General features: G+C 30.1%; 24 protein-coding genes. 12 read left to right on the plus strand and 12 right to left on the minus strand.

The window, feature by feature from the left end:
- Nucleotides 1-2 precede the first annotated feature (2 nt).
- Nucleotides 3-698 (minus strand): MotA/TolQ/ExbB proton channel family protein, encoded by a 696-nt coding sequence (locus GFV01_RS07915; protein ID WP_160542919.1) that lies wholly within the window; start codon nucleotides 696-698, stop codon nucleotides 3-5.
- A 134-nt stretch (nucleotides 699-832) separates the two neighbouring features.
- Here GFV01_RS07915 and hisE point away from each other — a divergent pair, with 134 nt between their 5' ends.
- Complete coding sequence (gene hisE, locus GFV01_RS07920; RefSeq protein WP_160566227.1) at nucleotides 833-1,402, plus strand: phosphoribosyl-ATP diphosphatase; 570 nt, start codon at nucleotides 833-835, stop codon at nucleotides 1,400-1,402.
- On the opposite strand, the gene GFV01_RS07925 is transcribed toward hisE, so the two are convergent.
- Entirely contained in the window at nucleotides 1,399-1,818 is a 420-nt protein-coding gene (locus GFV01_RS07925; protein ID WP_105296502.1) for a dCMP deaminase family protein, read from the minus strand. The genes hisE and GFV01_RS07925 overlap by 4 nt on opposite strands.
- Nucleotides 1,819-2,026: 208 nt before the next feature.
- On the opposite strand from GFV01_RS07925, the gene GFV01_RS07930 reads away from it, so the two are divergent.
- From GFV01_RS07930 to GFV01_RS10295, 11 genes are all read left to right on the plus strand, one after another.
- The gene (locus GFV01_RS07930) at nucleotides 2,027-3,343 is read left to right on the plus strand and encodes an OmpA family protein (RefSeq protein ID WP_160566230.1); all 1,317 of its coding nucleotides are present in this window, start codon (nucleotides 2,027-2,029) and stop codon (nucleotides 3,341-3,343) included.
- A 554-nt stretch (nucleotides 3,344-3,897) separates the two neighbouring features.
- The gene (gene trpB, locus GFV01_RS07935; protein ID WP_160566233.1) at nucleotides 3,898-5,094 is read left to right on the plus strand and encodes a tryptophan synthase subunit beta; all 1,197 of its coding nucleotides are present in this window, start codon (nucleotides 3,898-3,900) and stop codon (nucleotides 5,092-5,094) included.
- A 3-nt stretch (nucleotides 5,095-5,097) separates the two neighbouring features.
- Nucleotides 5,098-6,489 carry an anthranilate synthase component I family protein gene (locus GFV01_RS07940; RefSeq protein WP_160566236.1) on the plus strand — a complete coding sequence of 464 codons (1,392 nt, stop codon included), beginning with the start codon at nucleotides 5,098-5,100 and terminating at the stop codon, nucleotides 6,487-6,489.
- A gap of 6 nt (nucleotides 6,490-6,495) precedes the next feature.
- Nucleotides 6,496-7,047 carry a cysteine hydrolase family protein gene (locus GFV01_RS07945; RefSeq protein WP_160566239.1) on the plus strand — a complete coding sequence of 184 codons (552 nt, stop codon included), beginning with the start codon at nucleotides 6,496-6,498 and terminating at the stop codon, nucleotides 7,045-7,047.
- 7 nt (nucleotides 7,048-7,054) lie between these two features.
- Nucleotides 7,055-7,621, plus strand: a complete 567-nt coding sequence (locus tag GFV01_RS07950; protein WP_160566242.1) for an aminodeoxychorismate/anthranilate synthase component II — start codon at nucleotides 7,055-7,057, stop codon at nucleotides 7,619-7,621.
- 6 nt (nucleotides 7,622-7,627) lie between these two features.
- Nucleotides 7,628-8,626, plus strand: a complete 999-nt coding sequence (gene trpD, locus GFV01_RS07955; protein ID WP_160566245.1) for an anthranilate phosphoribosyltransferase — start codon at nucleotides 7,628-7,630, stop codon at nucleotides 8,624-8,626.
- Between the two features lie 20 nt (nucleotides 8,627-8,646).
- On the plus strand, nucleotides 8,647-9,078 hold the full coding sequence (locus GFV01_RS07960; RefSeq protein WP_160566248.1) for a hypothetical protein: 432 nt from the start codon (nucleotides 8,647-8,649) through the stop codon (nucleotides 9,076-9,078).
- 9 nt (nucleotides 9,079-9,087) lie between these two features.
- Nucleotides 9,088-9,870 carry an indole-3-glycerol phosphate synthase TrpC gene (gene trpC / locus GFV01_RS07965; RefSeq protein ID WP_160566250.1) on the plus strand — a complete coding sequence of 261 codons (783 nt, stop codon included), beginning with the start codon at nucleotides 9,088-9,090 and terminating at the stop codon, nucleotides 9,868-9,870.
- 16 nt (nucleotides 9,871-9,886) lie between these two features.
- The gene (locus GFV01_RS07970) at nucleotides 9,887-10,516 is read left to right on the plus strand and encodes a phosphoribosylanthranilate isomerase (RefSeq protein ID WP_160566253.1); all 630 of its coding nucleotides are present in this window, start codon (nucleotides 9,887-9,889) and stop codon (nucleotides 10,514-10,516) included.
- Nucleotides 10,509-11,282 (plus strand): tryptophan synthase subunit alpha, encoded by a 774-nt coding sequence (trpA, locus tag GFV01_RS07975; RefSeq protein WP_160566256.1) that lies wholly within the window; start codon nucleotides 10,509-10,511, stop codon nucleotides 11,280-11,282. The genes GFV01_RS07970 and trpA overlap by 8 nt, the downstream gene beginning before the upstream one ends.
- A gap of 216 nt (nucleotides 11,283-11,498) precedes the next feature.
- On the plus strand, nucleotides 11,499-12,554 hold the full coding sequence (locus GFV01_RS10295; RefSeq protein WP_160566259.1) for a bifunctional transcriptional activator/DNA repair protein Ada: 1,056 nt from the start codon (nucleotides 11,499-11,501) through the stop codon (nucleotides 12,552-12,554).
- A gap of 52 nt (nucleotides 12,555-12,606) precedes the next feature.
- Here the strand turns inward: GFV01_RS10295 and rnr are convergent, their stop codons facing one another.
- From rnr to GFV01_RS08030, 10 genes are all read right to left on the minus strand, one after another.
- Nucleotides 12,607-14,760, minus strand: coding sequence for a ribonuclease R (gene rnr / locus GFV01_RS07985; protein WP_160566262.1), 2,154 nt, complete (start codon nucleotides 14,758-14,760; stop codon nucleotides 12,607-12,609).
- A gap of 112 nt (nucleotides 14,761-14,872) precedes the next feature.
- A complete protein-coding gene (locus GFV01_RS07990) occupies nucleotides 14,873-15,586 on the minus strand; it encodes an LrgB family protein (protein WP_160566265.1) in 714 nt (237 codons plus the stop codon).
- A complete protein-coding gene (locus GFV01_RS07995; protein ID WP_160557730.1) occupies nucleotides 15,583-15,921 on the minus strand; it encodes a CidA/LrgA family protein in 339 nt (112 codons plus the stop codon). The genes GFV01_RS07990 and GFV01_RS07995 overlap by 4 nt, the downstream gene beginning before the upstream one ends.
- A gap of 174 nt (nucleotides 15,922-16,095) precedes the next feature.
- Nucleotides 16,096-17,067 (minus strand): Gfo/Idh/MocA family protein, encoded by a 972-nt coding sequence (locus tag GFV01_RS08000; protein ID WP_160566268.1) that lies wholly within the window; start codon nucleotides 17,065-17,067, stop codon nucleotides 16,096-16,098.
- Complete coding sequence (locus GFV01_RS08005; protein ID WP_160557728.1) at nucleotides 17,048-18,076, minus strand: hypothetical protein; 1,029 nt, start codon at nucleotides 18,074-18,076, stop codon at nucleotides 17,048-17,050. The genes GFV01_RS08000 and GFV01_RS08005 overlap by 20 nt, the downstream gene beginning before the upstream one ends.
- 14 nt (nucleotides 18,077-18,090) lie before the next feature.
- Nucleotides 18,091-19,758, minus strand: a complete 1,668-nt coding sequence (locus tag GFV01_RS08010; RefSeq protein WP_160566271.1) for a hypothetical protein — start codon at nucleotides 19,756-19,758, stop codon at nucleotides 18,091-18,093.
- A 568-nt stretch (nucleotides 19,759-20,326) separates the two neighbouring features.
- A complete protein-coding gene (locus tag GFV01_RS08015; protein ID WP_160566274.1) occupies nucleotides 20,327-22,462 on the minus strand; it encodes a S9 family peptidase in 2,136 nt (711 codons plus the stop codon).
- Between the two features lie 86 nt (nucleotides 22,463-22,548).
- The gene (locus GFV01_RS08020; RefSeq protein WP_160566278.1) at nucleotides 22,549-23,031 is read right to left on the minus strand and encodes a thioredoxin family protein; all 483 of its coding nucleotides are present in this window, start codon (nucleotides 23,029-23,031) and stop codon (nucleotides 22,549-22,551) included.
- Nucleotides 23,032-23,035: 4 nt separating this feature from the next.
- Nucleotides 23,036-23,404 (minus strand): DUF4296 domain-containing protein, encoded by a 369-nt coding sequence (locus tag GFV01_RS08025; RefSeq protein WP_160566281.1) that lies wholly within the window; start codon nucleotides 23,402-23,404, stop codon nucleotides 23,036-23,038.
- On the minus strand, nucleotides 23,401-24,126 hold the full coding sequence (locus GFV01_RS08030) for a polyprenol monophosphomannose synthase (protein WP_160566284.1): 726 nt from the start codon (nucleotides 24,124-24,126) through the stop codon (nucleotides 23,401-23,403). The genes GFV01_RS08025 and GFV01_RS08030 overlap by 4 nt, the downstream gene beginning before the upstream one ends.
- Nucleotides 24,127-24,132: the final 6 nt, after the last annotated feature.

Raw genomic sequence — 24,132 nt, forward strand, 5'->3', positions numbered from 1 at the left:
AATTAATGAGTAACAGGTTTGTTTAATATATCCAGAAAATCAATAGCGGTAAGCTGTAATGCATGTACACTTCTATCAATACGAATAACCAAAATGTTATAGAATAAATATGCCAATAAACCAACAATTAATCCCGCAGCAGTATTTGCCATGGCAGAATAAATACCACCGGCTAACATTTGAGCGCTGGCTTGATCTTGTGCGCTGGTAGCAAAGAAAGCAATGATCATTCCGATTACCGTACCCAAAAAACCTAGCATGGGAGCGGCTCCTGAAATAGTACCTAAAACACCTACATTTTTTTCCAATTCAAAGATTTCCAACTGAGCTGTGTTCTCTATAGCATCACTAATATCCCGAGTAGGTTTACCAATTCTCATTAATCCTTTATAAAGCATTCTTCCTTCAGGGGTATGAGTTCTTTTGCATAAATCTAAGGCTGCGTTGATATTACCCTGATGAATAAGATCTTTAATATCATTAAGAATGGAAGAATTTTTATTGGAAAACTTTTTTAAGGTTAGAAAACGTTCAAAGAAAATATAAAGAGAAAGCATGAAAAGCAAGAAAAGGCAGATCATTACAAATATACCTATAGGCCCCCCATGTGTAAACATTTCTAAAAGGGAAAATTGTTTTTCATTAATTTCTCCACTTTGTGCAAGTATTTTTTCTGCGGTCTTTAAAGAATCATTCATATAAATCCTTTTTTGTATAAAAGTTTTTTAAATTATTTGTGCAAAGGTAGGAATTATTGTTAGTCTTTTCTTAAATATAATCATATAAGATTAGAAGTAAAATGGTATCTTCGCGTTGTTAATTCTTAAAATGAATGAGAGATACTAACACTAGTAAAGGAAAAGAATTTATAGCTGTCATTCAGGATAATAAAACAGGTAAGGTTTTAACATCCGGTCAATGCACCTATGCGTTGCTAAAAAAAACTCAGGCAGAAAAAAAAATTTATTTTGTTGGTGATTTTTTTGATGATTTATACACAGCAGAAGAATTTTTATGGAACAAAGATAAGACTGTGATATTAATCAAAGTTAAAACCAACAAAGATTCAGATAAATATTTACCAACAACGGATTTCTTGGAAGAAAATAGAAATTCCTATTCCTATTTAAGTATTTTAGAAAAAAAAATAGGAAAAAGCATTAAAGGAGAAAAGCAAAATACACATATTACTACTGTTTTAAAGAAAGGCAAATCCAAAATTGCGCAAAAATTTGGAGAAGAAGCAGTAGAGTTGGTAATTGAAGCAGCTAAGGAAAACGATAAATTATTTAAAGATGAAGCCGCAGATGTTTTTTATTATTATCTGATATTGCTGCAGGAAAGAGGATTTTTACTAGACGATATTTTAAAGCAATTAAAGCTACAACGAAGAAAAATTTAAAGTTCTTCCTCCTTAATCTGTTCAATTTCGATTCCTGCCTCCCTTAAAAAATCAATGCCACTCGTATCAGAATACTCATTGATATATACCAAACGCTTGATACCTGCCTGATGAATCAATTTGCTGCATTCGCGACAAGGAGAAAGTGTAACATAAAGAGTAGCTCCTATGCAGGATTGTGTAGATGCAGCCACTTTAAGGATGGCATTAGCTTCAGCATGCAAAACATACCATTTAGTAGTTCCCGTTTCGTCTTCGCATATATTTTCAAAACCTGTAGGAGTACCATTATATCCGTCAGAAATAATCATACGGTTTTTGACAATTAAAGCACCCACCTTCTTTCTTTCACAATAAGATAATTTACCCCATTCTTGAGCCATGCGTAAATAAGCAATATCATATTTTGTTTTCATAAGCTAAAAATACATTTTTTTACTAAAAGGCTTAACTAATTTATTGATACTTTTTTATTTTTTTAACAGTTATTAAAAAGGGAAATACAGATATATAAAAAAAGTATTTATGAATAATTTAAATTATTTGGAATAATTATTGTCATAAACAAAAGATAAAATATGTTATAATTAAATAATAATACATTTAACACGGAAAAATTTTGTTATGGAAAATCTATTAGATTCATTAAAGAAAATTATTACACCCGAAGCTGTTTCTAATATATCTTCAGAATTGGGAGAAGATACAGGAAAAGTTACATCAGCAATAAAAACAGCCGTTTCCAGTTTATTCGGTGCAGTTCTAGAAAAAGGTAATGATAATAAGTTAGAAAATATATTGAAACAAGCGGGAAATATTCCTTCCATTTCTAATGTAAAAGGATTGTTTTCCGGACAAGCAGATGCTGAAACACAAAAATTAAGTTCAGGCTTTTTAAATAATCTTTTTGGGGATAAATTAGGGAACTTTTCTTCTCTGATATCTTCTTCATCCGGCTTAAAAAGTGAAAGTACCACCAAACTAATGGGAGTTATATCTCCATTAGTAGCAGGATTTTTAGGGCAAAAATTATTAGCAGGAGGAAATTTCAAAGGCTTATTAGGACAGATAAATTCAGAAAAAAATGGATTTTTATCATCAATACCTTCTGGTTTAGCCGGTATTTTAGGAGTTTCTTCAATTTCAGGATTAGGAGATTCTTTTTTCAATAAAGTTTCATCTCAAACTAAAGAAACTGCGGAAAATATAAAAGATAAGGTTGAAGACACTTATCATGAATATAAAGATAAAATGGATAATCATTCAAATTTAGGATGGTTAAAATGGTTAATAATGTTGTTAATTGTGGGTATTCTAATCATTTGGTTATTTTCTAAAAATGGATGTTCTAAAGGGAAAGGTACAACAGCTCCGGTAAATGATTCCATCCAAAAAGTAGAGCCTAATGCAAATAACAGAGACACAGTTTCAGCTAATAGTACTAATCCAACAGATCATAAAATAAAAGAATTACTTCCGATTACGTTGCCAAGCGGAACAGTTATCAATGCTTTTCCCGGAGGAATTGAAGACAAGATGGTCAATTTTTTGCAATCCGATGAATATAAAAATGCCACCAACGACGATTTAAAAAATAAATGGTTTGATTTTGATGCCATCAATTTTGAATTTGGAAGCGGAACAAAATTAACGCCTGAATCGGAAACACAAGCAAAAAATATTGGAATTATACTTAAAGAATTTCCTGATGCAAAAGTTAAAATTGGAGCTTATACCGATAAAAAAGGAAATGACCAAGATAATTTAAAATTGTCACAAGAAAGAGCAAATACTGTAAAGGAAATTTTTATTAAAAATGGATTTGGAGACCGAGTTGATGGTGCTGAAGGATATGGTTCCAAATTTGCTACAGTTGATGCAAACGCTTCCGATGAAGAAAGAGCTAAAGACAGAAGAATTTCTTTACGTTTTGAAAAATAAAATTTAGACAATTAATTTAAAAAAACTATTATATAACTGTGGCAATAGGATAAATAAGTAAAAATCTAAGAAATAAAAGTAAAACCTTAAGAATTCTATTCGTAACCCATTCTTTATTTTATATATATGAATGGGTTTTTTCTTTTTATTTAGTTCTTGTAATTTAAGAATAATATCTAGTATCTGTAAGCTCAGCACATAGTTAAATAGTCAATTTAAATGCAGAGCAAAAAACAGAATATATAAAGTAAAGCACACTATTTAATCACGCTCATAATTAAATAATAATCTAAATATAAATTAAAGAAAAACATAAAATCGGTTGAAATATTTTGTATTATTAAAAGATAATTAGTATTTTTGTTAAAATAATTAAGTAAAGTGAAAACAATATTTTTAAATAATATATCTTGGTGGTGGTGCTCTCAGCTTCAATAGCCGTGGGCAGTAAGGTATATTATTTTAAATAAAATAGTAAAAGAATAAGAAAACCTACCGTGTTCACGGTAGGTTTTTTTGTTTTTTAAAATGATTAATTACGTAAAATGAAAAAAATGAAGCATACATATAGTGTAGACCAAGAAGGTTACTATGGAGAATTTGGAGGAGCTTATATTCCTGAAATCCTTTATGAAAATGTGGAAATTCTAAAAAACAATTATTTAAAAGTATTAAATGACCCAAAATTTCAAAAAGATTTCCACGATTTACTAAGAGATTATGTTGGAAGGCCCTCACCTTTATATTTGGCAAAAAGACTGTCTCACAAATACGGATGTAAAATCTACTTAAAAAGAGAAGATTTAAATCATACCGGAGCGCACAAAATCAACAATACAATAGGTCAAATATTATTGGCGCAAAGAATGGGTAAGACCCGAATCATAGCTGAAACCGGAGCGGGTCAACATGGAGTTGCCACGGCTACAGTTTGTGCACTAATGAATATGAAATGCGTAATTTACATGGGAAAAGTGGATGTGGAAAGACAAAAGTTGAATGTTGAAAAAATGCAAATGTTAGGAGCAGAAGTACTACCCGTAACGAGTGGAAATATGACCTTAAAAGATGCTACTAATGAAGCAATTCGCGATTGGTGTTCAAATCCGAAAGACACGTATTATATTATAGGTTCCACCGTAGGGCCTCATCCTTATCCGGATATGGTAGCTCGTTTACAATCAGTCATCAGTGAAGAAATTCGCAAACAACTGTTAGAAAAAGAACAAAGAGAAACCCCCGACTATTTGATAGCATGTGTAGGAGGAGGAAGCAATGCTGCCGGAACCATCTATCATTTTTTAAATGAACCTTCGGTAAAAATTGTCTTAGCTGAAGCAGCCGGAAAAGGATTAAACTCCGGAGAATCTGCTGCGACGATCCATTTAGGAAGATTAGGAATCATTCACGGAAGCAAAACATTACTCATGCAATCAGAAGATGGACAAATAGAAGAACCGTATTCTATATCGGCCGGATTGGATTATCCAGGAGTAGGTCCCCTTCATGCCCATTTGTCTAAAACCAAACGTTCGGAAGTTCTGGCAATCACAGATGAGGAAGCTCTAGATGCAGCCTTTGAATTAACAAGATTAGAAGGTATAATTCCCGCCATTGAGTCGGCACATGCCTTAGGAGTATTGAAGAAAAAGAAATTTAAAAAGGAAGATATTATTGTGATCTGTCTATCGGGAAGAGGAGATAAAGATATGGAAACATACATAAAAGTTCAGGAAAAAAGAAACGAATAGGATATGAAAATACAGGTAAAAACTAAGAAATTATTAGCAGACTTACAAACTCCGGTGGGAATATATTTAAAAATAAGGGATGCTTTTCCTGAATCTGCCTTACTCGAAAGTTCTGATTTTCATGGTGGAGAAGACAGCTCGTCTTTTATTGTGATGGATCCTTTAGCTAAATTTAAAGTTAAAGACTATGAAATTACAACGGAAATAAACGGGCAAACAAAAATCAAAAATTTAGAAAAACCTTTAGTCAACGAATTGAATGATTTTATTAAAAGCTTTCAATTAGAAGGAGAGAATCCTGCTAAAATTAATGGTTTTTTTGGATATACTTCCTATGATAGTATTCAATATTTTGAATCGGTTGATCCTAAAAATAAAAAATATGAAAATGCGGATATTCCTGAATTATTTTACATTTTTTACCGATTTATATTAGTTATTAATCATTTAAAGAATGAATTAACCATAGTTGAAAATATTCCCGAAGGGGAAAAATCAGATATTCATCAACTAGAAGCCTTATTGCAAAATAATAATTTTGCTTCCTATAATTTTAAGATCAAAGGAGATGAAAAAAGTTTTATCTCCGATGAAGAATATATAGAGTCTGTAAAAAAAGGGATTGCACACTGTAAAAGAGGAGATGTCTTTCAGATTGTTCCTTCACGGTGTTATTCACAAGCATTTACCGGCGATGATTTTAAAGTATATCGAGCGTTACGATCCATTAATCCGTCTCCCTATCTTTTTTATTTCGATTTTGGTTCTTTTCGAATATTCGGATCATCCCCCGAAACGCATTGTAAAATAAATAAAGGACGAGCTTATATTGATCCTATAGCCGGAACTTATAAAAGAACCGGAGATGATGAAAAAGACAGAAAACTTTCAGAAAAACTCTTACAAGATGAAAAAGAAAATGCTGAACATGTTATGTTGGTAGATTTAGCAAGAAATGATCTGAGCCGAAATTGCCATGAGGTCCAATTAGAGTTTTTTAAACGAGTACAGTATTTTTCACATGTGATACATTTAGTTTCCCGTGTGAGTGGAATTGTGGATGAAAATAAAAACAGTATTTCTGTATTTGCAGATACATTTCCTGCAGGAACCTTATCCGGAGCACCCAAAGTTAGAGCCATGCAATTGCTGCACGATATAGAAAAGCATATGCGGGGAATATATGGAGGATGTATCGGTTATATTGGTTTAGACGGAAATTTAAATCAAGCAATTACCATCCGGTCATTTTTAAGCAAAAATAATGTATTGTATTATCAAGCAGGGGCGGGCGTTGTATCCAAGTCAAATCCCGAAGAAGAGTTGAAAGAAGTAAATAACAAGTTAGGAGCGCTTAAAAAAGCAATTGATCTGGCAGAAATTTTAAAAAATTAATTATATATGAAAGCTTTACTAATTATCGATATTCAAAATGACTATTTTGAAGGAGGAAAAAATCCTCTAAATAATTCTATACAAGCTTGTGAACAAGCAAAAAACATTTTAGAAAAGTTCAGAAAAGAACAATGGCCGGTAGTCCATATACAACATGTATCTTCACGGTCGGATGCTACTTTTTTCCTTCCTCATACTCAAGGGGTAGAAATACATTCCCATGTTAAGCCGAAAGACGAAGAAAAAGTCATCATCAAGAATTTTCCAAATAGCTTTATAAATACAGATCTTCAAGATACTTTAAAGAAACTTAAAGTTGATGAACTTGTAATTTGCGGAATGATGACCCATATGTGTGTGGATGCAACTACTAGAGCAGCAAAAGACTTAGGCTATACATGTACTTTAATAGGCGATGCTTGTGCAACCCGAGATCTTGAAATTAAGGGAGAAAAAATACAAGCTAAAGAAGTTCAAAATTCATTTTTAGCAGCCTTAAGTTATTACTATGCCGATGTACAAACGGCTAACCAATTCTTAAATTCATGTTCTAAGTAAATATACAATGAAACTATTGGTTTTAGATAATTATGATTCATTTACCTATAATTTGGTTCACTTAATCAAAGAATTGAATTATACGGAAGTAAATGTATTTAGAAACGATCAAATCACGGTATCGGAAGTAGCAGACTATGATAAAATAATATTATCACCGGGCCCGGGAATACCTTCCGAATCAGGAATATTGCTCTCATTAATCAAACAATATGCTCCAACTCATTCCATTCTAGGGGTGTGCCTAGGAGAACAAGCTATAGGAGAAGCTTTTGGTGCTAAATTGACCAATTTGGAAGATGTGTATCATGGAGTAGCAACGAAAATAAGAATAATAGATGAAGACTATATATTCAAAGGTATTTCTGAAGAAATGGAAGTTGGGAGATACCATTCGTGGATTGTAGATAATCAAAATTTTCCGGATGAACTTCAAATTACGGCCGTCGATCATGATAATCAAATTATGGCTATAAAACATAAGCATTATGATGTCCACGGAGTTCAGTTTCATCCTGAATCCATACTTACCCCGAAGGGCAAAAACATTTTAAAAAATTTTTTAGAAAATTAAGTTGATATGAAACAACTATTAAACAGACTCTTTGAGCATCAATATTTAAACCGAGAAGAAGCGAAAGAAGTATTGACTAAAATGGCCGCGAAAGAATATAATGAATCTCAGATTGCCGCTTTTATAAGCGTTTTTCTTATGAGAAATATTAGCATCGATGAATTTTTCGGTTTTAGGGATGCCCTTATGGATTTATGTACGGATGTTTCATTTTTAGCCGCATATGATCCTATAGATATCGTTGGTACGGGAGGGGATAATAAAAATACCTTTAATATTTCTACTCTTTCATGTTTTGTGGTAGCCGGTGCCGGATATAAAGTTGCAAAGCATGGAAATTATGGTGCAACTTCTGTTAGCGGAGCTTCCAATGTGATGGAACAACACGGAGTTAAATTTACTGCAGATATCAGTAAACTTGAACGATCATTAGATCAATCCAACCTGGCCTTTTTACATGCTCCTTTATTCAATGATGCCATGAAGGTGGTAACACCCATAAGAAAAGCATTAGGAGTTCGAACATTCTTTAATATGCTGGGACCTGTAGTAAATCCAATAAAGCCTAAAAGGAATGTATTAGGAGTCTTTAATCTTAAAATGTCTCGTTTATATTATTATATCTATCAAAATACCGATTGTAATTATACGGTCGTACATAGTTTAGACGGATATGATGAAATATCCTTAACCGATAATTTTAAAGTGGTTACCCATTTAGGGGAACATATCTATTCTCCCGAAGATATCGGTTTGGAAAGATGTACGCAAACGGAGTTGGATGGAGGAAAAACACCTGAAGAAGCTTCAAAAATTTTTGATAACGTTTTAAATAATCAAGCAACCAAAGCCCAAAAAAATGCTGTGATAGCTAATTCGGCATTTGCCATACACAATATAAATCCCAAATTAACTATTGAAGAATGCATCAATCAAGCGAGAGAATCTTTGGAAAGCGGAAAAGCGAAACAAACTTTTCAAAAATTTTTAAGCCTGAATAATTAGGTTTAATAAGAATAAAAAAGATGAAAAAATTAATACTTATAACATTTATCTTGTGGAATCTAGTATCCTATTCTCAAATAAAAGAAAGAGATCAAAACTTAATTGGATTTTGGCAAGGTACAGAAAAAGGAACTCGAGAAGGAGGAATACGTAACTATTGGATTAAGCAACGGAATATTGACGGAACTTTTCTTTTGTTGAAAATTCAATTGTTGGGAGGAACTGAAGAAAGAGCGATTGTAGATAAAGGGGAATGGTGGACGGAAAAAGGTAATTATTATGAACTTCATTTTACTAGTAAAACAATTGATACCTATTTTTATTATTTTCCTGATCAACAACAAGTTCAGTTTAGAAGAGGACAAATAAACGGAGATTCTGTTGATTTAGATGATGAATTTGTAGAAAAAAAAGTAGTTGATGAGGATAGTAACTCATTCATTGAACCATAAAAGAAAAATATGCCTACTATTTTAGATAAAATTATTGATTGTAAAAGGATTGAAATTGAAAAATCAAAAAGGAAAATTTCAATTAAAGATCTGGAAAATAAAATACAAAATGTAAAGAAAAGACAATCGTTTAAAGAATCCATACAAAGATCTTCAACCGGTATAATTGCAGAATTTAAACGTCGATCTCCCTCGAAAGATTGGATATTTAAAAATGCAAAAATAGAACAAATTATACCTCTTTATTCTGAAAACGGAGCAAGTGCTATATCCATTCTCACCGATACTGATTTTTTTGGAGGTAATTTGCAGGATTTGATTAATGCAGAAGCCATTACACAAACTCCCCTTCTTCGTAAAGATTTTATGATTGATGAATATCAACTTTTTGAAGCTAAGGCTTACGGTGCAAGTGCAATATTGTTGATAGCCGCTGCTTTAACTGTTGAAAAAACTAAAGAATTGGCAAAACAAGCTAAAAATCTTGGATTGGATGTGTTGTTGGAATTGCATCATGAAAAGGAATTAGATTATATTAATGAATGGGTAGATGTAGTAGGAATTAATAACCGTAATTTAAAAACCTTCGTTACGGATGTACAAGTTTCATTTGACATGGTTAATAAAATACCCCCTGAGTTTTTGAAAATTTCTGAAAGTGGAATATCTTCTTCTCAAACTGTAAAAGACTTAATGCTAGCCGGATATAAAGGATTTTTAATGGGTGAAAATTTTATGAAAACGAATAATCCCGGTAAAGCTTTACAAGATTTTATTGAAGAACTTACATAATCATACCAATTAATAGATGAAAATTAAAGTTTGTGGGATGAAATATCCTGATAATATTGAGCATCTTTCTCTAATACCTATAGATTATATGGGATTTATATTTTACCCGAAATCCTTACGTTATATAGATAAGATACTCCCCGAAACCATTCTTTCACAAACTAAAGATATTTTGAAGGTTGGGGTCTTTGTTAATGAAAAAATAGAATCGCTATTCAGTAGGATTGAAAAATATAAGTTGGATGTTATCCAACTTCATGGATTGGAACATCCAAAATATTGTTCAGATCTCATAAAAAGTTTTCCTAATATAAAAATAATTAAGGCTTTTAATGTATCATCCCCTAATGATTTGCACAGTACAAAAGAATATAATTCAGTTTGTGACTTCTTTCTGTTTGATACTAAAAGCACGCAATATGGTGGCTCAGGGAAAAAGTTCGATTGGTCGTTGATGGATTTTTATACAGGTGAACTTCCTTTTTTTTTAAGTGGAGGTATTTCAATGGAAGATGTAGGTAAAATTAAAGAAATAAAGCATCCGAAATTATATGGTTTGGACTTAAACAGTAAGTTTGAACTTGAACCGGGAAGAAAAAATATTGAATTAATAAAAAAATTTATAGAAGAAATAAACTATGAATAGAATAAAGCAATTATTTAATAAAAAACAGAAAGACATTCTTTCCATTTATTTTACGGCCGGATATCCGAATCTTGCCGATACTGGTAAGATCATAAAAGAGCTTGAAAAAAACGGCATAGATTTAATAGAAGTGGGTATACCCTTTTCAGACCCTATGGCAGATGGGCCGACTATTCAGGAAAGCGGCACGTTGGCCTTGAAGAATGGGATGAATTTAAAATTGCTTTTCGAACAAATTAAAGAAGTGAGAAAAGAAGTTGAATTGCCGTTACTATTAATGGGATATCTAAATCCTATTATGCAATACGGAATTGAAAATTTTTGTAAAAAATGTAAAGAAGTCGGTGTAGATGGAGCAATTATACCTGATTTGCCTTTTAATGATTATAGTACAAAATATAAATCGATTTTTGAAACTTATGATATAAAAGTTATAATGCTTATAACTCCCGAAACATCAGAAGAAAGAATTCGCTTGATTGATGAAAATACGGATGGATTTATATATATGGTTTCATCTGCCTCAACAACGGGAGCGCAAAAAAGTTTTGATGATAAAAAAGTAGAATATTTTCAAAAAATTAATTCGATGAAATTGCGTAATCCTCGTTTAATAGGGTTTGGTATTTCTAATAAAGCTACTTTAAAAGTCGCACAATCTTATGCTAACGGCGCTATCATTGGAAGTAAGTTCATTACCTTGTTAAAAGATAATAATTCAATAGAAAAAGCGGTTCAAGAATTAAAAAACACTTTAAAAACTTGATGGGTTTTTTAGTTTTTAAGTTTTTGGTTAATACCCTTTATCTTTTCATGGAAAAAATATATGTTCATTTTTCGGTTGCAGTACAATCTTCGCCTGAACTAATTTTAACAAAAAAATTATTTTAAAATAATTTTTTAAATAGTAAGTGTATTTCTGTTTATCCTTATAATAAAGGGATTTGCAGAGGAAGAGGGTAGATTAAAAAATACTTTTTCCATGGATCAAAAAAAAATATTTTACAAAGCCTTATTAGAAAGGGATAGTTCATTTGAAGGAACTTTTATTGTTGGTGTTAAAACTACCGGTATATTTTGTCGTCCTACCTGTTCAGCACGAAAACCTAAATTTGAGAATGTTGAATTTTTTTCTTCGACTAAAGAAGCTTTAAGTAAAGGATATAGAGCATGTAAAATATGTCATCCTATGGAAAGGAATGGTGAAACGCCGGAATATATTCATAAATTATTACAACATTTGGAAGACAACCCCAATATTAAATTAAAAGACTTTGATTTAAGGAATTTTGGAATTGAGCCAATAAAAGTTAGAAGGTGGTTTCTTAAAAATCATGGAATTACTTTTCATATGTATCAAAGAATGTATAGAATAAATGAGGCATTTAAAAAATGTAAAGAAGGTAATAATATCACACAAATTGCCTATGACTCAGGATTTGAATCGTTGAGCGGATTTAATGAAACTTTTAAAAAAATAACAGGAATTACACCTAAAATGAGTAAAGAAAAACAATTAATTAATCTTACCCGCTTGGCAACTCCTTTAGGTACTATGATTGCTTGTGCCTCAGAGAAAGGCATATGTTTATTGGAATTTTCGGATCGTAAAATGTTAGAAAGAGAGCTACAATTAATATCAAAGCGTTTTAATACTTCTATTGTGCCAAGTGAAAATAGTTTATTTAAACAATTAAAGCAACAATTAGACTCATACTTTGAAGGTACTTTAAAAGAATTTACAGTTCCTTTAGACTGGGTTGGTTCTGATTTTCAAAAAGAGGTATGGAAGGTCCTTCTTCAAATACCTTACGGAAAGACTTCAACTTATGCCATTCAAGCAAAACGTATCGGTAAGCCCTCTTCTGTTCGAGCGGTTGCAAATGCTAATGGTATGAATATGATTTCTATATTGGTTCCTTGTCATAGGGTCATTGGTTCGGATGGATCTTTAACAGGTTATGGAGGAGGACTGTGGAGAAAGAAAAAATTATTAGAGTTAGAAGCAAAAGGTTCGTTACAATTAAAATTGTTTTGATATTAGCAATATAACAGACTATATAACATAATTGGTTACTAATTTATTTTTATCAATTCTCAATAAGCTCAAAATCTAATTGTTTCTTTTCAAGATTAGCTTTTATAACTTTAATAAATACAGTATCTCCCAACTGATATTGATTGCCGGTTCTTTGTCCAATAATAGAATAGGTCTTTTCATCATAGCGATATTCATCATCCCGTATATCTCTTGTTTTGATCATTCCTTCGGTTCCGAATTCTTTAATTTCTACATAAATACCATATTCGGTTACTCCGGTGATTACTCCCTCAAAAGATTCACCTAAGTGTTTTTCCATAAATTTAACCTGCATGTATTTAATACTGTCTCTTTCAGCATCGGCGGCTAATTTTTCCATATTGCTGCAATGTTTTGCCATATTCTCGATGATTTCTTTGTTTGCAGACGGTTTTTTGTCTAGAAAATCTTGTAAGAGACGATGCGCAATTACATCAGGATATCGACGTATGGGAGAGGTAAAATGACTGTAATAATCGAAAGCTAAACCATAGTGACCGACATTTTCGGTTGAATATTTTGCTTTTGACATAGTACGGATGGTTAGCGTTTCAATCATATTTTCTTCGCCTTTACCTTTTACGTCGGCAAGTAATTTATTGATGGATTGATAGGTTTTATTTTTATTGGTTATATTTATATCATATCCCAAAGTATTTACAAATTGTTTAAGAGAGAGTAATTTTATCGGATCCGGGTCGTCATGAATTCTATAAATAAAAGTTCGATCGGTTGGATTTCCTTTTTTATTGGTACTAACATATTCGGAAACTTTTTTATTGGCCAGAAGCATAAATTCTTCAATTAAATGATTGCTGTCTTTTCCAATTTTAAAATAAACTCCTACGGGATTTTTATTTTCATCTAAATTAAATTTTACCTCTATTTTGTCAAAAGAGATTGCTCCTTTATTCATTCGATCCTCTCTAAGTAGTTTTGCCAAATTATTAAGGGTATGTATTTCTTCTTCAAAATCGCCCTTTTTTCCCTCGATAATCTCTTGGGCTTCTTCATAAGTGAATCTTCTGTCTGAATGGATAACCGTTCGTCCAAACCACTGTTTTTTTACTTGTGCTTTCTCATCCAATTCAAATACGGCGGAAAAAGTATATTTATCTTCTTTAGGACGTAAGGAACAAACATTATTGCTTAAAACTTCAGGAAGCATTGGAACGACTCTATCGACTAAATACACGGAAGTTCCTCTTAAATAGGCTTCTTTATCTAATAGGGTTCCCGGCTTTACATAATGGGAAACATCTGCAATATGAATTCCGATTTCCCAGTTGCCGTTGTCTAACTTTTCGATAGAAAGTGCATCATCAAAATCCTTAGCATCAACAGGGTCAATGGTAAATGTAGTGACAGTACGCATATCTCTTCTTTTAGATATTTCATCCTCTGATATGCGTATATCAAGTTTTTCCGCTTCTTTTTCAACTTCATAAGGAAATGTATAAGGTAACCCATATTCACTTAAAATAGCATGAATTTCGGTTTCATTTTCTCCCGGATCTCCTAATACTTCAACAATAGATCCCGTAGGACTGTCTTCTTTATCTTGCCAATCGAGGAGTTGAACCACTACCAGTTGACCGTTTTTTGCACCGTTAAATTTATCTTTTGGTATAAAAAAATCAGTGTGAACAGAAGGTTTATTAACTACTGCAAATCCAAAGTTTTTGTTCGGAGAATATTCAAATTTTGCAACAAATTTTGTTTTGTAACGTTCCAGGATTTCAATAACTTCTCCTTCCGGTTTTCTGTTTTTAAATTGATGGACAATAACTTTTACCATGTCATTTTGTAAAGCTTTTCCTGTTTTTCCTTTCGGTATAAAAATATCTTTTTCAAGACCTTCAACAATTAAATAGGCATTTCCATTCTGACTGAAATCAATTTTTCCGGTAACGGATTCTTTTATGGAATTGATTTGATATTTTCCGGTTTTTATTTCTGTTAGTTGTTTCTCAGAAACCAAACTTAAAAGTCCTTGTATTACAAATTCCCTTTGTCTGGGATTTTTGTAATCCAATATTGTGGATATTTGTTTATAATTATATTGTTTATTCGGGTTTTTTATAAAGATGTTAAGTATATTTCTTTTTAAATTTCGTAGTTTCTCTTTATGTTTAGTAGAAATTATTCTCTTTTTCTTAGTCATAATATATTTTAAAATTTATTTAAATATTCGCCTATTTCATAAAAACTTATCAGATAAATTTATATTAATAAGTAATTATTTATTGTTACAAAAAGTTAACCACAACGAATATTTATCCAATCGAATTTAATAGTTGGATTAAATACGGAGTTAGTATAGGAGCAAATATAGCAGTTAATACACCATTTAAAGCCATTCCAAGTGCTCCGTAAGCGCCAAATTTTTCTCCGTTTTTAACAATTTCCGCTGTACCTATAGCATGAGAAGCAGAACCCACAGCTATTCCGATTGCTTTGTGATCTTTAATTCCTAATTTAGTTAGGAATCCCCATCCGAAAAGGGCACCGACAAATCCGGTAATGAAAACAATTGCAATAGTAAGAGACGGAATGCCTCCCAGTCCTTTTGATACCTCCATTGCAATAGGCGTTGTTACGGATTTTGGAGATAATGAATAAGCTATAATGTCTGAAGCACCTAGAATTTTTGCTATAACAACCACGGAAATGATTCCCGAAAGACTTCCCGCTATCATAGCGATAAAAACTCGTATATAACTGCCTTTTAAATGTTTTATATACAAATAAAGCGGTAGACCCAAAGTTACCACGGATGGTCCCAGCCAAAAAGAAATTAAAGAGGTATTATTGTTATAATCTTCATACGAAGTATGTGTCACTTTTAAATAGACAATCAATAAGACTATAGAGGTTATACCCGGATGAAGTATTTTATATTTAAATTTAGTAAACAACAAATTACATAACCAAAAAACCAGTAAGGTTAACGTTATATGAAAAAGAGGAGTATCTAAAAATTCCTTCATTCTTTTTTCTTTCTAATAAGTAAACTTACAGTTAATAACACGATAAAGGTACTAAGTATAATGGATATTAAAATTGCTAACCATTCCTTAGAGATTAAGTCCCATTGGGAAGCTAATCCAACCCCTAAAGGTATAAATAAAATCAGCATATTATTTAAAAAGAAAGTAGCTACTTCTTTTATATCTTCCACTTTTATGATATTCAATTGTAAAGACACAAGTAATAACAGCATGCCTATTATGCTTCCCGGTATCTTAATTTGCAGGATGAAAACTAGTAATTCACCAATAAAATACAACAGTAATATAATTCCTAATTGTGAAATTAATTTCATATAGCAAAATTACTATATTAAATACAAATCAAATATTATTTTTCATAGGATATTTAATGAAAAAATAATTTTTAAGTAAAAATTTATTATTTGATTTGTATTTTGATAAAAATTAAATATTTTATATATTGGAAATAATTATTCCATCATTATTTTATAAATAAGCCTATTTGTTTAGGCTAAATAGTTAGACGCTTTATCTATAAAATCAATGGTTTCAATTGAATTTTCAGCATCTAAACGAGATGAGGTTGAATTTTTTAGCGAGTGTACTATTTCTTTATATAACAATTTATGAAGTGGTTCCAGAGGCAAATTAATACCTTCAAGCAAGCTCTCTTTTACATTATAATGTATTAGTTGATCCAAATATTGGCCACCAATTTTTATTGTTCCTTTTTCTGCAATAATAGTAATTGATGATTCAAAGTTTTTTTCGTAGGTAGAGATGGTGTAACACATACTTCCCAGGGTCTTTCCCGATTTAAATTGTAAAATTCCACTATCAGGGAATTCAATTACATTTTGATGCGTATAATTGGAAGTTAAATTGTTTATTAATTCAATTTTTCCCAATAAATAATGTATTATATCTATGAAATGGGAAAATTGCGTAAACAGTATTCCTCCATCTAACTGTTTTGTTCCGCGCCATGAATCTTTTTTATAATAGCGATCATTTCTGTTCCAAAAACATTCAATATTTAGAAGAAAAATTTCACCTAAATAATCATTTTCAATTAAATTTTTGACATGATTTATTATAGGTGAAAAACGTAGTTGCAAAGAGGTAAATAATCGAACATTATTATTCTTTGCAATAGTAATTAATTCTTCAATTTGGAATTTATGAAATGTAATGGGCTTTTCCACCAACACATTTTTAGATAATGCCAGGATTTCTTTCGTTTGTTTATAATGATAACCGTTGGGTGTTGCAATTATATACAAATCAATATCAGGGAAAATACTATGGCATTCTGATATACTTTGAAAAATAGGGATATTTTTATTTTCCAAAACAAAATTATCCGTATCTATCAAAGCAACTATATTTAAATTTTCATTATGTGATATATTTTCAAAGTGTATTTTTCCTATATTACCAAGACCAATTATTACAGTATTAAGAATTTCTTTTTTCAAATTTGTTTAAATATTTTACAAACTGAATAAATAATAGTATTGATATAGCAAATAATAATCCATATAAAGAATAAGAAGAGATTCTTCCTTCTGTAATTAATGTTTTATTTATTACTTTTTGTGGCTCAGAAATTAATGTAATTACTTGAGATAACTTCACTCGTTCTAGTTCTAAATCGGCTAATTTTTTTATAAAATCCGTTGATTTATTTAAGAGATCTGTTTCAACATTATTTTTATTTTCCGCACTAAAAGATAATGAAGAAGAGGTAGGAATATTTGAAATATTTCTTTTAGCTATAGATAATAATAGGGTATCAATTAGTTTTAATTCTTTCTTAGATTGTTCAATTTTATAATCTATAGATGTGATTTTAGCATTTCTACATTGTTTGAAATATGGATCATTCTCAATTGGAACCAAAATTTTATCTTTAAGTTCCTTAGATGAAAGTTCAACTGAAGAATTTATATATATTTTTTGATAAGGATAATCTGTATTATTAATATTCTTCCTAAAATTTTCAATTAACTCTTTAGTAAAAATAGTATCAATTATATTAACATTTTCAGAATTATTGCTTAATTTTTTTACTGTACTATAAAAAACAGCTAAATCATTAGTAAACGTTTTTATAGGATATATATTAATTTTTTTAATACCTTTAAAAAAAGTAGCATCATTACTTTCTGCTTGTTCATTATATGAGTTAATTAATTGATATAATGAATTCGTACTATTATAATTAGGTTCTACAATCATTTCATAATCATAAGAAGCTGGTAATATTTCTTTATCAAAATATCCTACTGTTCCAAAAATAATAACTGTTACGACGATGAATATAATGTTTCTTTTTAATAGGACAAAAAAACTTAAAATAGTATTAAAAATATATTTAAATATTTCACCCGTAAAGGATATTATTTTTTTAATTATATTTTTTATATAATTTAAAAAATCTAAAACGGTGGTCTCTTGATTTAAATTTTGATTTTGTTTATCCATATATTAAGTGTGAATTAATTTTTATTGTTTAAAATTTGTTCAAGTATTTTTTTTGTAATTAAATAAGTTGGTTTTACACCGGTTAGGCCTAACCCTCCTGATGCTAAAGTGCTTCCGGTTTCTAAAGGATTATCTGAGGCATAATAGGCATATCTTAATTTTACATTTTCGCCAATATGTTTTCGTATTTTAGATGCCACTTGAATAGCTTTTTGATAGTGAGCTCCTTCCATTTCTAATCCGATGGCCTTCCAAGATGTTTGCATAAAATAAGTTAAAACATTTTTATTTTGCAAGGAAGTGCCTAATACAGTAATCATAGCTCCTTTATAAGCATTAATATTATATCCTTCAAAATCTTTTAAAGAAAGTTGGTTATGAAAAGGATAGTTATCTGCTGTCCCCTCAAATATATGAGCATTCGGTATCATGATATCTCCTTTATTTCCAACCAAAATTCCTGCTTTACCTAAAATGGATATTGAGTCAACATTTAGATTTAAGTTTTCTTTAGCATTATTTATTGGCCTTAATAATTCATCCATTATTTCGAAAGCCTGTTCTCCAAATGCATAATCAAATACTATTAAGATATCCTCTTTATTTAAATTTTTTATATCTTTAAAAGGAGTATTTTTAAAGCTTATCTTAGATAAATCAAAGATTTGAACATCTATATTAGATCCGCTGGTATCTTTTATATATATCATGCCATTTTTTTTGGCATAGTTTTTTACAGATTCAACTAAATCTAGATTTTTACTTAAATCTTCATATACTTTTAGTTCTTCATTCTCATGAAAACTTTTATTTAAAGAATCAAAAGCATACAACATGTTTTTAACACTGTGCATGTTTGAACTAATTATATGAAGTTTTTTATTAATTAATTTATTTTTAACTAATGTTTTTTTTACGTTTTCAGCCCATTTTTCACCAAATAAATGATGACCCACTCTTTCCTTCAAAATGGAGCTGAAGAATATTTCTCTTCTTCGAATTCCTAATTCGTCTTCTTTACTTACCCTTCCTAAATTGTAAATAATCTTTATAAAACGGTCAGGATCATTTGGTTCTTGAAAGTTTTTATAAGCAGTAATTACTTCATCAAAGCTTCTGCCCAACATGGTGGCTATATGAGCTAAAATTACCTCTCTTTCTTTTCTTTTTAAAGGTTCTGAACTCAAGGCTGCATTTTCAACGGATATCCAAATTCTTCCTACTTTTCCGTTAAAATCATGGGTTCTTTTTCTAATTTTATCAGCTTCGTTGTATAAAAAAGTAAGGTGAGTAAGGATGTCATAAATTTCAGATCTTCCTAATAATACTTCAATATTCATTTGGTGCTCATCCACCCGATAACAAGTTCTCCTTCTTTTTTTAGGATAAATCGGAGTAAAAGATGATTTGTCTAATCCTTCATTGGAGGTTAAAAATATAAATGAACATTCTTCAATCCCTTGGGGAAGCCTATCTAATACATAGTTGAGCCCATTAAGTTCCACTTTATCCGGATCGGCTATTGATCCGTATATTTCTGGATTTAATTTTAAAAGATAGTTTCTGAGCTCAAGACCAGACGTTCCAGTTGGTTTAAAACCGCCTCGGTTAAAAAGATGACGCATGGTAATATATAATCTTTCAATTACATCTGTCGATTCTCTGGCTTTATATATTGTCATCCTTAAAATTTTAGCAAAGATAATATTTTCTTCTATTCAAAATAAAGAATTATACATTTATTAGCCTTGAATTATAAGACAATCAATATATTTTTAATATAAATCCAAATAAAATATTCAAAAAAACGCTATTATTAGTATAATAGTATTAAGATAAATGCTGAATTAGAAAATAAATTTGAATCATATTATTATTTTGTTTAAATAAAAAAAATTATAAAAGAAATATTATATTATTAATATAAAAAAAATTAATATTTTAGTTATATAAAATATTATTTATACTATACTTTCTCAAAAATAAAGCCAAAAAATTAATTTGAATATCTTTTTTATGTTTTTGTAAAAATTTATTTATTATATTATCACGTCATAAAAAAGTCTATATTACTCTGTTAATGTAGATTTTTGTCGATTTTAAATATATTTAATTACTGAATAATAGTATTTTCTTTATTTATAGTAAATAAAGTATATTTTATTAATTACAAAGAATTTTATTCAATACAATTTAAAGAAATACTAAAAACATATATGTATCAACAATAAATGTCAATTTAAAAAATTCTTACAGATTTGATTTAATGTAATCAGTCATTTTTTGATATAAATGATATCGAGTATTTCCGCCATATATTCCATGATCTTTATCAGGATAAATAGCTGTATCAAATGGTTTTCCATTTTCAATAAGAGCTTTGATCATTGCTGCAGAATTTTGAAAATGTACATTGTCATCTGCTGTTCCATGAATAATTAAAAATTTACCCTGTAAATCTTTTGCAAAGTTTATAGGTGAATTTTCATCATATCCAGTTGAATTTTCTTGAGGAGTTTGTAAAAATCGTTCGGTATAAATAGTATCATAGAATCTCCAATTGGTTACCGGTGCAACAGCTATTCCTATTTTAAATAAGCCATTAGACTTTGTCATACATAGAGAAGTTAAATAACCACCAAAGCTCCAGCCCCATATTCCTATTCTGTTAGAATCGATAAAGGATTGAGTTTGCAACCACTTTGCAGCAGCAATTTGATCTTCAAGTTCAAGTTTACCTAGCTGTTTATATGTTGATTTTTTAAAGTTTTCCCCTCTTCCTCCGGTTCCTCTTCCATCAACGGAAACAATTATATACCCTTCTTGCGCAAGCATTTGGTGCCACCAATAATTGAATGAATCCCAAGAATTGGTTACCGTTTGAGATCCGGGTCCTCCGTATACATACATTAAAACAGGATATTTTTTATCAGGATTGAAATTTATAGGTTTAATCATGTATGATTTCAACTTAATCCCATTTTTAGTAGGAATTTCAATAAATTCCAATTTTTGAATTTCTTTCTTATTGGCATAAGATACTAAGGACGAATTATCTTCCAAAGTTTTTAATATAAATCCGTTATTATTCCTCAATGTAAATACAGGAGGTGTATTTGCTGTACTAAATTGATCGATGAAATAAGAAAAATCAGTACTAAAAGAGGCATTATGGGTTCCTATTTCATCTGTTAAAATTTTCTGTTTACCAGTTTTGATGTTAACGGAGGCTACTATCCTATTGCTAGATCCTTTTTCATTGGATTGAAAGTATAAGAGGGAATTTTTATTATCCATTCCATAAATCCGAATTACGTCCCAATTCCCTTTAGTAATAGGTTTTACTAATTGTCCTTTAGCATTATAAAGATATAAGTGATTGTAGCCGTTTTTTTCGGAGTTTAAAATAAAATTTCCATCGGCTAATAAATTAATATAAAGTTTGTCAGTGTCAATCCAAGTAGTGGATGTTTCCGTTATTAATAATTGAGTGTTAAGATTGGCTGGGTTTATTTTTAAAACAGTAATTTTATTTTGAAAACGATTGGAAGTTATTGCGAATAAATCTCCATTGGGTGAGAATTTACTATTTATAATATAATAGTTTTCGTAATTAGATAAAGAAACCGTATTAATTTCTTTTTTATCTAAATTATATAACTTTAGGCTAACTATAGAATTGTCTTCTCCTGCTTTTGGATATTTATAAATGAAATGATTGGGATACAAAAAGTTTTCATATAATGGAATATCAACTTCTTTAACATGAGATTCATCAAAATGTATAAAGGCAATATTTTTTCCGTCCGGCGACCATTCAAAATTTCTAACATGAGCAAACTCTTCTTCATAAACCCAATCTGAAATTCCATTTATGATTTTATTCTTTTTTCCATCATGCGTAACTTGCGTTATTTGCAATGAGGGAAATTCTTGATAATAGATATTATTTTCATAAACAAATGCTATTTTAGTACCATCGGGAGAAAAAATAGGTTCTTGTATGGGCTTTTTGTTAAAAACCTCAAAAAATGATTGGGTTTTTATGTTATACAGAGTATAAATTCCCGATTTTGAGCGTCGATATATTGGAAACGATTTATTTTCTAAAAGTAAATAATTTTCATCGTTATTAAATAAATAATCGGAATAAGTGCCCGAAATGATCGTATTTATTTTATCAAAGGTTTCATAGGAATATTTTTCAATACCATTTTTAGTTAGAATAGTATATTCTTTACCATTTTTTAAAGATTTTATTCCTGAAATGGTTTTTGGATAAAATTTACCGCTCCATATTTCTTCTAATGTTATTTTTTGAGCATTAATATTTACTACGAATATGCATAAAATTATAGATAACAATATACTTTTATCAAATCTCATAAAGATCATTTTTAAAATTTAGAATAATAAATAATAGCTTTTATTAGCTAACATACGCTTTTAATAACAAACGAAAATACCTTCAATTAATTATTGAAATTGGGATCAAGGGCTTTAGGAGACCAATCATTTAAAAATTTTTCAACTTTTTTAACATCATATCCTGAATTGTTGTCTTCTAAAAAATCAGACTGCTGCGTATGAATTCTTTCACCTTTTTCATTTAAGATTACAAATACTGGAAAACCAAAACGTTGAGGATATCCTAACTTGGCTAAAATAGACTCATTTTTATTTTCTTTTGAATAATTTAAATGATATACAATATAATTTTCCGTTAAAATATTCTTTATAGCCTCGTTATTTTGAGTTAGAGTATTGAATCGAATACACCAGATACACCAATTCCCACCGATTTGAAGCAAAATAAATTTTTTTTCTTTTTTAGCTTCACTAATACAAGAATCAATTTTTTGTTGAGCATGATCATCAGGATTATATATTTTTTTATCTTGTGAAAATATCATTGAGACAAAAAATATACATAGAACTAAAAATTTGATTTTCATTTTATCAAGGGTTTTCGGGTGATTCTTCTTCTTTTAATTGTTGTTGCTGATCTTTAGATAATTTACTTTTAAGATTATCAATAACTTTATCATATATATGCTGTAAAGCATTTACATCTGTATAGTAATATATGTAACTGTTTTGAAAAATTTCTTTAGTGGTATGATGAGCCTTAAATATAGAAACGTATGTATCAAAAGCAGTTTCTTGATCCAATGGAAGATTGGTTGGAGTTTGTTTATATAAATATATGTCACTTAAAATAGCAATCATATCCTTTTTAGAGAGCAGATGATCAGGTTTTTCAAGCGGATGTTGGCATGAAAAAAGCATTAAAGACAGACTAATAAATATATATAAATAAAGCCTCATAATCTTCCTAATAAAGACATAAATTTCATTTTAATTACTCCGAAAACAGCTTCACTGATGATGGCTCCACTCATCTTCGATTTTCCTTTAGTTCGGTCTGTAAATATAATAGGAATTTCAACAATTTTAAATTTTTTGCAATACGCTCTAAATTTCATTTCAATTTGAAAGCCATATCCTACTAATTCCACTTGATCAAGAGGTAATTCCTCCAATACTTTTCGAGTGAAACATACAAAACCGGCAGTAGAATCGTTAATGGGTAATCCGGTAATCAAACGCACATATTTAGAGGCAAAAAAAGAAAGTAGCACCCGGTTCATCGGCCAATTAACTACATTAACTCCCTGGCAATAACGAGAACCAACAGCTAAATCTGCTCCATTATTACAAGCCCAATACAGTTTAATTAAATCATTCGGATTATGTGAAAAATCAGCATCCATTTCAAAAATATAATCATATCCCTTTTGCAATGCCCATTTAAAACCATGGATATAGGCTCTTCCCAAGCCATTTTTAGTACTTCGAACTTCTAAAAAAAGACGATTGTAATATGTTGGAATTAAGTCGGCAACCGTCTCTCCTGTGCCATCAGGAGAAGAATCATCTACAATCAATATATCGAAATCCTCTTCCAGGCTAAACACACATGAAATAATATCTTCAATGTTTTCAATTTCATTGTATGTAGGAATTATGACTAGTTTTTTATCGGACACAGTATA

The organism is Apibacter sp. B2912, assembly GCF_009827835.1.
In the GTDB taxonomy this organism is placed as follows: domain Bacteria; phylum Bacteroidota; class Bacteroidia; order Flavobacteriales; family Weeksellaceae; genus Apibacter.